Source organism: Thiomonas sp. TH-17 (genome assembly GCF_057473305.1).
Genome location: NZ_JBYCKI010000218.1, coordinates 1 through 9,920, shown reverse-complemented (window position 1 = coordinate 9,920; position 9,920 = coordinate 1). Strand labels below are relative to the sequence as shown.

The 9,920-nt window shown below is 63.8% G+C and carries 7 protein-coding genes; all 7 read left to right on the top strand.

Going from position 1 to position 9,920, the window contains the following annotated elements; translation table 11 throughout:
- The first annotated feature begins 313 nt into the window (after window positions 1-313).
- On the top strand, window positions 314-2,008 hold the full coding sequence (locus AC2VLV_RS13070) for an NADH-quinone oxidoreductase subunit 5 family protein (RefSeq protein ID WP_486990402.1): 1,695 nt from the start codon (window positions 314-316) through the stop codon (window positions 2,006-2,008).
- A gap of 172 nt (window positions 2,009-2,180) precedes the next feature.
- The gene (locus AC2VLV_RS13065) at window positions 2,181-2,945 is read left to right on the top strand and encodes a hypothetical protein (protein ID WP_486990401.1); all 765 of its coding nucleotides are present in this window, start codon (window positions 2,181-2,183) and stop codon (window positions 2,943-2,945) included.
- Window positions 2,930-6,043 (top strand): DUF2309 domain-containing protein, encoded by a 3,114-nt coding sequence (locus AC2VLV_RS13060; RefSeq protein WP_486990400.1) that lies wholly within the window; start codon window positions 2,930-2,932, stop codon window positions 6,041-6,043. The genes AC2VLV_RS13065 and AC2VLV_RS13060 overlap by 16 nt, the downstream gene beginning before the upstream one ends.
- Entirely contained in the window at window positions 6,040-6,366 is a 327-nt protein-coding gene (locus AC2VLV_RS13055; protein ID WP_013104276.1) for a P-II family nitrogen regulator, read from the top strand. The genes AC2VLV_RS13060 and AC2VLV_RS13055 overlap by 4 nt, the downstream gene beginning before the upstream one ends.
- 295 nt (window positions 6,367-6,661) lie before the next feature.
- Entirely contained in the window at window positions 6,662-8,083 is a 1,422-nt protein-coding gene (locus AC2VLV_RS13050; protein WP_486990399.1) for a form I ribulose bisphosphate carboxylase large subunit, read from the top strand.
- A gap of 68 nt (window positions 8,084-8,151) precedes the next feature.
- A complete protein-coding gene (locus tag AC2VLV_RS13045; RefSeq protein ID WP_486990398.1) occupies window positions 8,152-8,481 on the top strand; it encodes a RuBisCO small subunit-like domain-containing protein in 330 nt (109 codons plus the stop codon).
- A 114-nt stretch (window positions 8,482-8,595) separates the two neighbouring features.
- Window positions 8,596-9,920: alpha-carboxysome scaffolding protein CsoS2 (locus AC2VLV_RS13040; protein WP_486990397.1), on the top strand; the 1,325-nt coding region annotated here is incomplete at its 3' end.

Here is a 9,920-nt window from a genome sequence, read left to right as displayed (position 1 = left end):
TGCTCGGGTCTCCAGTAGATCTGAGGGGGCTCACTGCATAACGGCTCACACGCCGGTGCCGTGGACTGCAGACGGAAGTATTTCAGCAGCCTGGTAAGCGAGTTCGGTTTGCGTCCCAGCCCGTCTGTTCAGGGTAATTGAACAGAAAAACAGAATTTATAAATTTTCCTTACCTAAAGCCGCCCTTAGGATTACTCCTGCCGTCGGCTGATACAGGGCGGCCTTCTTGTCGCGGCGGCCTGATCAAAGGCTGGCAGGCCGCCGCTCCCTTTCAAGCTGTTGCAGCAGACTTCCGTGCGAAAGCCCCAAGCCGATGAACTGGATTGATGTTGCCGTGCTGGCCCTGCCAGCCTTGCCCCTGTTGTCCGCTGCCCTGATTCCCCTGTTGTCTGGGGGCCATCAACGTCGCGCGGCGCGCTGGAGCATCGGGTTCACCACGCTCACGCTGCTGGTGGCGCTGGTGCTGCTGGTGCAGTATTTGCGCGGCGCGGAAGGGCAGTCGCTGTTTGTCGGCGTGGCGCAGATGGGGCTGCTGCTCGATCCGCTGAGTCTGGCCATGTCGGTGCTGGTGGCGGGCATCAGCCTGATCGTGCATGTGTATTCGCTGAATTACATGGCCGATGAGCCCGGTTATGTGCGCTTTTTCTCCCTGCTCGATCTGATGACGGCGACCATCCTGCTGATGGTCAGCGCAGGCGATCTGATCACTCTGCTGGTGGCCTGGTTTGCCGTGGGGCAGTTGCTGTATTTCCTGCTGGGACACAACACCCAGCGCGAGGTCACCGGCCGCTACGCCTTCTGGACGTTCATCACCTACCGGCTGGGCGACCTGCCTTTGGTGGGCGCGGCGCTGTTGCTGGTCAAGGCCTATGGGGCGTGGGATCTGCCCACTTTGTTTGCCCGCGTGGCCGCTGATCCTCACTTGCAGCTTGGCGGCGTGGCCGTGGTGCCGGTGGCCGGTCTGCTGGTGGCGCTGGCGGCCTTTGCGCGCTCGGCCCAGTTTCCGCTGCACATCTGGCTGCCCTACACCATGGACGGCCCCACGCCCGTATCGGCGTTGATGCACGCGGGCATCGTCAATGCGGGCGGCTTTCTGTTCAACCGATTCGCGCCGCTGCTCATCCACGCGCCGGACGTGCTGCACCTGGCTTTCGTCGTCGGTTTGGTCACGGCCTTGCTCGGCTCGGCGCTGATGCTCACGCAAAACGACATCAAGAAGTCGCTGGGCTACTCCACCATGGGCCAGATGGGCTTCATGATCATGGAGTGCGGGCTGGGGGCATTTTCACTGGCGGTGTATCACCTCATAGCGCACGGTCTGTTCAAGGCCACGCTGTTTCTCGGCTCGGGCAATGTCATCGGCGATACCCGGCGCGACGACGGCGTACCCGCCGATGACATCTACACCTTCGTGGTCGAACGGCGCCCGCTGCGTGCGGTAAAGGTGCCCTGGCTGCTGGCCGCGGCGATCACCGTGCTGGTGCCCGCTGTGGTGCTCGGGCTGTCGCACTGGCTGGTGGCTGCCGACTTCTTCCACAAACAGGGCGCGATCGTGCTGCTGTTCTTTGGCTGGGTCACGGGGGCGCAGGTGTTTTTCTCCATTCACAAGCTGCCCAGCGAAAACCCGTGGCGTTCGCTGGTCATGATTTTTCTGTCATTCCTCATCGTGGTCGTGGGCTACACCCTGATTGCCCACGCGTTTGAGACCTTCCTTTATCCCGATCCGGTGTTGCGTGACGCCACCTATGCCGCGGCGGGCATCAACCTGCTGGCTTTCGATCTGATGATCATTTTCTTCACCCTGGTGCTGGTCGGCGCCTGGCTGGTGACGTTTTATGCGCAGTCGCTCGATCTGGAGGGGCGGCAGGGCACGCTGTGGAACGCCATTTATCTCAATCTCTACGCCCTGATTTCGCGCGAGTTCTACATCTCCGACATCTACACCCAGATGTCGCGCGCCACGGTTGCAGCGTCCAAGCGGGTGAACGTCTGGCTGCGCTGGGTCTGAGAGAGTATGAACAAATCCGCCATGTCCGCTCCTCGTGCCCAAACACTCCCGCTCGGCGTTGCAAATGCGCGCCGTGCCAACGGGCACGCCTGTGCTTTGCGCCTTGACCGGGTGCGTTTGGGCGCGCCGCTCGGCCACGCCGGATTCATTCACACCCTCTGAGGGGGAAGCGATGATCGAACTGCTGATCTGTGCCGTCTTGCTGCTGCCGCTGCTGCCTTTCAGCCTGGCGGTGAATGCCGCGCTCCAGGCGCTGCCCAACTGGCTGCGCGCGCTGCTGCTCGTCGCCCTGCCGGTGGCGGGGGCGGTGGTGCTCGGCGGCGTGCCTGTGCCGACCGGAGCGATGGCCCGCGTGATCCAGGTGGTCGCGGCGCTCACCGCGCTGTTCTATGCCTGGCGACTGCTGTCGGTGCGCGAGCTGTTCGTTTGGGCGCGGCTGCAGGCCACCTCGGCCTGGGCGCTGATCTGGCTGGCCTGGCTGTTCGGTATGTCAGGTGAGCGCTTGATTGCCGTGGCGCTGGCGCTGAGTCTGCCGGCCGCTGTGCTCACCCTGCTGGCCTGCGCGCTGCAACGGCGTCTGGGCGGCGCTTATCTGGGCTTGCGCGGGCGGCTCGGTGCAATCTATCCCCGTCTGACTGGGGCGCTTGTTGTGGCGCTGGTGGCGGCACTGGCCGCGCCGCCGTTCCCGGGGTTTTTCGCTCTGCTGGCCGTGCTGCATCAGGTGTCGGCCCTTTGCGTGTTCACGGTGCTTGCGGTCTGGATTTTGTGGAGCTGGGCGGCTTCGATGCTGTGGCAGCACAGTCTGTTCGGCGAGCCATGGCCGCAGCCAGTCGGCACCGCCGATCTGTCGACAACGATGGCCGCCGTGTGGGTTCTGCTGGCGCTGGCGGCAATCTCTCTAGGTCTAATCGGGGGTTGGGTATGGTCGATGCATTGAATCTGGCTAAGCGCCTGCGGGTGCGTTCGACCGCCTATGTGGCGGGCGAGCCGGTGCCCTATTTCTGGCCGATGCGCACCTTCATCCACCACAACCCGCTGTACGGGCTAGAGCACTTGCCGTTCGAGCAGGCGGTGCGCCGCGGCGCGGAGTTGTTTCACGCGCGCATGTTCTTGCCCCGCACCAACTATCAGCACTGGCAGCGTGAGGGCAAGGTGCAAGCGCAGACGCTGGCCCAGGAAATCGAGCGGCGCGCGCAGCAGCTGCCCTCCGTGACGGGGATCGACTGGCCGCAATGGCTGCATGCCATGATGCAGGCCGAGCATGACCGCGACATGGTGGTGTCCGGCGCGCAGGCCCATGAGGTGCACGCGGCCCTGCACGCGCAGACCGCGACCCAGCAGACGGTCGATGCCGCTGCGTTGCTGCCCGCCTTGAAGCAGCGACTTCACGCGCACACCCTGCCCGAGGCGGTCGATGCCTTGTGGGGCACCCGCCTGGCCGACGAGCTCGACGAGTTGGTGATCAAGAGCTGTCTGGACTTTTTCGACGAGGACCAGTCCTCCTGGCGCATGCCGGGGCGAGAGCGCGGGCTGTTTGCGGCCTGGAGCGAAGTCACCCGGCGCAATGCTCGCATGTTCCTTCGCGGGCTGAACGTTCGGCGCATTCTCGACCGTGTCGAAGATGCCGAAAGCGCCGTGGTGCATGTCATGGAGGAAATGGGCGTCGACACCGATGACTGGTCGGCCTATTTCACCCGCGAGCTCACCCGCCTGCACGGCTGGACCGGCTTCGTGCGCTGGCGGGCCTCGGCCAAGCATTACTACTGGGCGCAGCGCTATCCGGCCGACATCGTCGACCTGCTGGCCATTCGGTTGATCGTGGGGCTCGCCCTGTTGCAAGAGAGTGCGCGCCATCGCGGCACGCCGGTGCAGCGCGGGCAGCTCGACGCCTTGCTGCAAGAGCGCAGTGCCGAATGCCTGCTGCGCGAGGCGCTGCACAGCGGCGCGGTGCTGCCCGACTGGGCGCAGCGCATCGACGACACGCTGGCGCGTGGTCACTGCGCTCGCTGCGACGACCTGCTGCAGCGTTACTGGCCGCTGTGGCAGCGCAAACTCGCGCAGGAACAGGCCGACGCATTGCGAGCGCTGGCTGTTGCCGCCAAAGCCACGCCCGCGCTCGAAGCGCTCGACCCCAGCGGGGTGCAAGGCCTGCTGCAGGGCCTGCAGGAATTCGCCGAACAGGAGGGCATGGTCTGGACTCTGGCGATGGAGGCGCAGTCCATCGACCATCTGCTGGCTCGGGTGCAGGTGCCCCAAGACCTGCCTGCCAACAAGCGTCCGTTTGCCCAGGCCTGGTTTTGCATCGACGTGCGCTCTGAGCCCATCCGCCGCCATTTGGAGCGCGTGGGCGACTATCAGACCTTCGGCATCGCTGGATTTTTCGGCGTGCCCGTGGGCTTTCTGGGCTATGGCAAAGGCAGCGAAAGCCACTTCTGCCCGGCGGTGGTCACGCCCAAGAATCTGGTGCTCGAACTGCCCGCGGCCCTCGACCCCAACGACGAAGACTTTGTCAGCACGCTGGGGCACGTGCTGCACGACCTCAAAAGCTCGGTGCTCTCGCCCTACGTCACCGTCGAGGCGGTGGGCATGTTGTTCGGTCTCGATCTGTTCGGCAAGACTCTGGCGCCACTGGGCTACAGCCGCTGGCGCAGCCGCATCGACGCCGAAAAGCCCGTCACCCGCCTGCTGGTCGACAAGCTCACCCGCGAGCAGGCCGATTCCATCATCCGCACCCTGCAGCGGGCAATGATCGTCAAGGCGCTGCATGCTGAGTTGCACATCGACCGCGAACGGGTCGACGACGCCATGATCCGCGAACTGCGCGAAACCGCGCTGCGCCACCGCAGCGGACCCACGCGCCTGCGCGAGTCGTTCGGCGTGTCGGACAAGCAGGAGGCCGAATTCATCGACAAGTTGCGCGAGGTGTACCGCGTCGATCCCGACTTTGCCGGCTACCAACTGGTGCGTCTGGGGCGCATTGGCTACTCGCTCGACGAGCAGGTCAACTATGTGCATACCGCGTTGACCATGATCGGCTTGACCAAGACCTTCTCGCGCTTCGTGCTCATCGTCGGCCACAACGGACAGACCGAGAACAACCCCTACGAGTCGGCGCTGGACTGCGGCGCCTGCGGCGGCGGCAGCGGTCTGGTCAACGCACGGGTGCTGTCCCAGATGGCCAACAAGACGGCCGTGCGCGAGCGCCTTGCGACCATGGGCATCACCATCCCGGAAGACACCTGGTTCCTGCCGGCCGTGCACACCACCACCACCGATTCCATCGAACTGCTCGATCTCGACCTGCTGCCCCCGCGTCTGCTCGTCTATCTGGAGCGGTTGCGCAACGGCCTGCGGGCGGCTTCGCGCCTGGCCGCAGCCGAGCGCATGCCCAAGTTGATGTCCAGCCCGCGTGAACTCGATCCAGCCCATGCTTACCGCCTGGCGCACCGTCTGGCGGTTGACTGGTCGCAAACGCGGCCTGAGTGGGGGCTTTCGCAGAATGTCTACGGCATCATCGGCCGCCGCAGTCTGACCCAGGCCGCCGATCTGGAAGGGCGGCCCTTTCTGCAGTCCTACGACTGGCGCTGTGACCCCAAGGGGCGTCTGCTCGAGAACATTCTCGCGGCGCCCGTCGTGGTGGGCGAGTGGATCAACCTGGAGCATTTTTTCTCCACCGTCGATAACGCCCACATGGGCAGTGGCAGCAAGGCCTATCACAATGTCGCTGGACGCTTTGGGGTGATGACCGGCAATCTGAGCGACCTGCGCACCGGCCTGCCGATGCAAACGGTGATGCGCGAAGGTCGCCCCTACCACGAGCCGATGCGCCTGATCGCCCTCATCGAGGCGCCGCTGGACTTTGCCGGGCGGGCGCTGCAAAGCGTGGTCAAGGTGAAAAATCTGGTGCTCGGCGGCTGGATACGCGCCATCGTCATCGACCCCACTCAGGGCTACAAACCTTTCGTTTACAACAATGGGCAATGGGAGGAGCGCGCACCGCTCGTTCCCCAGACTCAGGAGGATCTCGTCGCATGAACGCCATCAAGCTGTATCCGCTGAAAAAGCTGGAAATCATCCTCGAAGGAGCGCACAAGGAGTTCGCTACCGACCTGCTCGACCGCGCCGGAGTGAAGGGTTACACCATCGTCGGCAACCTGTCGGGCAAGGGTAGTCACGGCATGTACGAAGGCCACCTCATGTTCAATGAGGACGATGCGCTGATCATGATCATCGCTGCGGTGCCCGAAGAGCTCGTGGGCCCACTGCTCGAAGGCTTCCAGCCCTTTTTTGAGGCGCACTCCGGCGTGGTGTTCGTGCACGACATTCAGGTGGGGCGTCCCATCAAATTCCGCAACTGATCGGCGCCGAAACGGATCGGATGGTTTAGTTTTCCTGAACGAATGTGTTGTCGATATAAATTGATTCTTATGTGTGCGGGGCGGTATTCTTCAACCCGCTTTCAAGGATATGCGGTTTGTGCAGAGATCTTCTGACCTCTCACGGCTGCTTGGAATTCCAAGCAGCGCAACGCAAGACGGGTCGCCCCGACTTGTCCTGTGTTGCGGTATCAAAGAGACTTTCGGTTGGCCGCCCGTACCTGTTGGCCAGAACATTGAAATTTTTGTCACGTTTCATCGCTAAGGAGTGATCGATATGGCAGTTAAGACCTATCAGGCCGGCGTTAAGGAGTACCGGCAAACCTATTGGATGCCGGAGTACACCCCTCTGGACACCGATCTACTGGCCTGCTTCAAGATCACCCCGCAAGCGGGCGTCGATCGTGAAGAGGCTGCGGCGGCTGTGGCGGCTGAATCGTCCACCGGCACTTGGACCACGGTGTGGACCGACCTGCTGACCGACATGGACTATTACAAGGGCCGCGCCTATCGCATCGAAGACGTGCCCGGCGACGACACCTGCTTCTACGCCTTCATCGCCTATCCGATCGACCTGTTCGAAGAAGGCTCCGTGGTCAACGTGTTCACCTCGCTGGTGGGCAACGTGTTCGGCTTCAAGGCCATCCGCGCCCTGCGCCTGGAAGACATCCGCTTCCCGATCGCCTACGTCAAGACCTGCAACGGCCCGCCCAACGGCATCCAGGTCGAACGCGACGTGATCAACAAATACGGCCGCCCGCTGCTGGGCTGCACCATCAAGCCCAAACTGGGTCTGTCGGGCAAGAACTACGGACGCGCCGTGTACGAGTGCCTGCGCGGCGGTCTCGATTTCACCAAGGACGACGAGAACATCAACTCGCAGCCCTTCATGCGCTGGAAGCAGCGTTTCGACTTCGTGCAGGAAGCCACGCTCAAGGCCGAAGCCGAAACCGGTGAGCGCAAGGGCCACTACCTGAACGTGACCGCACCGACCCCGGACGAAATGTTCAAGCGTGCGGAGTACGCCAAGGAAATCGGCGCGCCCATCATCATGCACGACTACATCACCGGCGGCTTCTGTGCCAACACCGGCCTGGCCCAATGGTGTCAGGACAACGGCATGCTGCTGCACATCCACCGCGCCATGCACGCCGTGCTTGATCGCAACCCGCACCACGGCATCCACTTCCGCGTGCTGACCAAGATCCTGCGTCTGTCGGGTGGCGACCACCTGCACACGGGCACCGTGGTGGGCAAGCTCGAAGGCGACCGTGCCTCGACTCTGGGTTGGATCGACCTGCTGCGCGAATCGTATGTGCCGGAAGACCGCAGCCGCGGCATCTTCTTCGATCAAGACTGGGGCTCCATGCCCGGCGCCTTCGCCGTGGCCTCTGGTGGCATTCACGTGTGGCACATGCCCGCGTTGGTCAACATCTTCGGCGATGATTCCGTGCTGCAGTTTGGCGGCGGCACCCTCGGCCACCCCTGGGGCAACGCGGCCGGCGCCGCGGCCAACCGCGTGGCGCTTGAGGCCTGCGTGCAGGCCCGCAACGAAGGCCGTCAGGTCGAAAAGGAAGGCCGCGAGATTCTCACCGCAGCCGCCCAGCATTCGCCCGAACTGAAGATCGCCATGGAAACCTGGAAAGAAATCAAGTTCGAGTTCGACACCGTCGACAAGCTGGACGTCACCAACAAGTGATCGATCCCGGTGCGGCGGCAGCCTATGCCGCCGCTGCCTGACACCGTTTGCTCTCAAAGGAATTCATCATGGCCACTGTGCAAGCTTACAAAGCCACCAAGAAGTACGAAACCTTCTCTTACCTGCCGCAAATGACGCCCGACCAGGTGCGTCGCCAGATTGCCTACACCATCGCCCAGGGCTGGAACCCCGCGGTGGAACACACCGAAAAGGGCACCTCAGCTCGCGTGAGCTTCTGGTATATGTGGAAGCTGCCGCTGTTCGGCGAGCAGTCCGTCGACGCGGTGCTGGCTGAACTTGAGGCCTGTCACCGCGAATTTCCTGACCACATGGTGCGTTTTGTCGCTTATGACAACTACTCCCAGAGTCAGGGTCTCGCGTTCGTTGTCCACCGCTGATCGCGGATCTGGCGTGATGGCATCAAGGCCGTCGCGCCGGTTTCCGAGGCTGCGTGCCTCGGATTCAGACTCCGGGTTTTCTGAATTCACGACTTCTCTGCTTCGAGGTCCACCATGACATATCCTGCCGATCGCCATGCGCAGGCGACCCTTTCGGGTCGCGAGCTGGCACTCAAGCGGCGCCAGGCCATGGCGCTGCATGGCAAGGCCGGTTCGGCCAAGCCTGCTGGCGCCCCTGCGCGCCAAAGGCCGGAGATGGCTGCCGCATCTTCTGCTGCTACTTCGCAGTCGCGGCCCGCCTCTGCCGTATCGGCAGCGCCCGTCGTGCGTGCGGCCGTCTTTGCCCCCGTCTCTGCGCCCACCGCGTCGTTGAATCCCCCGCAGGCGCAGCTCAGTCCAGCGCGTGCGCGCCGTCAGGCGCTGTCACAGCAGGGTAAGGCGGCGGTCAAGCTGGCTGGAAGCGGCGGTCCGAGCGCGCATCTGCGCCCCTCGGTCGCTGCGATCTCCCGAGAGGCTTCCTCTCGTGATGCATCCGCTGCTTGCGGCTGCGCCACCGAGCAGTCCTGTGGTTGCGGTTGCGCCGATGTGGCTACGGCTCCGGCGCTGTCCACCCAGAGCGCGATGTTCACACCCGCTGCTGATGTGTCAAACGCTGTTCGCGCTGTGCCGATGGCGGGAGGTCGCGCCCTGGCGCAGGCTCGCCGTGCCGCGCTGGCGCAGGATGGCAAGGCCGGTCTGCGTCGTGTGGCGCAAGCCACCAAGATTGCGGCCTCGCTTCCGGGACAGGATTGGCAGGCCGCCATGAGCAAGGGGGCGACCGCTCGCCAAGTGGCGATGCAGCGCCGTCATGTGCAGTCGCTCGTCGGCCGCGCCGGCGCCTCCGCCGCTACCGAATCGTCGCGTCCCAGTGGCCGCATGAAGGCTCGCAACACGCAGGCTCCCGTGCCGATGAAGGTCGAGGAAGGGCATACCCTTTCGGGCCAACGTGTGACGGGCACTCAAGTCGAACGCAACCAGCGCGTCAGCGGCAACGAGCCGGGCTCCTGCCGCGCCATCACCGGAACCGAATACATCGGCTCTGAGCAATTCGACACGTTGTGCAAGACCCGCCCAGCTCCCAATCCGCCGAAGGTGGGAGTGAGCACCACGCTGCGCGAACAGCGTGTTACCGGGACAGAAGTGGGCCGGTCCTCCAAAATGACAGGTGACGAGCCGGGCTCTTGCCGCGCCATCACCGGCTCCGACTATCTGAGCGCTGAGCGCTACAAAGAATTCTGTGACGCCCGTCCGCAACCCGGCGCACAAAAGGTTGGCCGCGGCACCACTGAAATGGGTCAGCGCTTCACCGGCACTTTGGTGGATCGCCCGGTGAAAGTCACTGGCGGCGAGCAAGGCTCGGATCGCACCGTCACCGGCACCAGTTACAGCATGGCCAGTGC

Bases quoted from the DNA above. Each gene is read 5' to 3' on its own strand.
- AC2VLV_RS13070 (WP_486990402.1), top strand. From the start codon at position 314: ATGAACTGGATTGATGTTGCCGTGCTGGCCCTGCCAGCCTTGCCCCTG.
- AC2VLV_RS13065 (WP_486990401.1), top strand. From the start codon at position 2,181: ATGATCGAACTGCTGATCTGTGCCGTCTTGCTGCTGCCGCTGCTGCCT.
- AC2VLV_RS13060 (WP_486990400.1), top strand. From the start codon at position 2,930: ATGGTCGATGCATTGAATCTGGCTAAGCGCCTGCGGGTGCGTTCGACC.
- AC2VLV_RS13055 (WP_013104276.1), top strand. From the start codon at position 6,040: ATGAACGCCATCAAGCTGTATCCGCTGAAAAAGCTGGAAATCATCCTC.
- AC2VLV_RS13050 (WP_486990399.1), top strand. From the start codon at position 6,662: ATGGCAGTTAAGACCTATCAGGCCGGCGTTAAGGAGTACCGGCAAACC.
- AC2VLV_RS13045 (WP_486990398.1), top strand. From the start codon at position 8,152: ATGGCCACTGTGCAAGCTTACAAAGCCACCAAGAAGTACGAAACCTTC.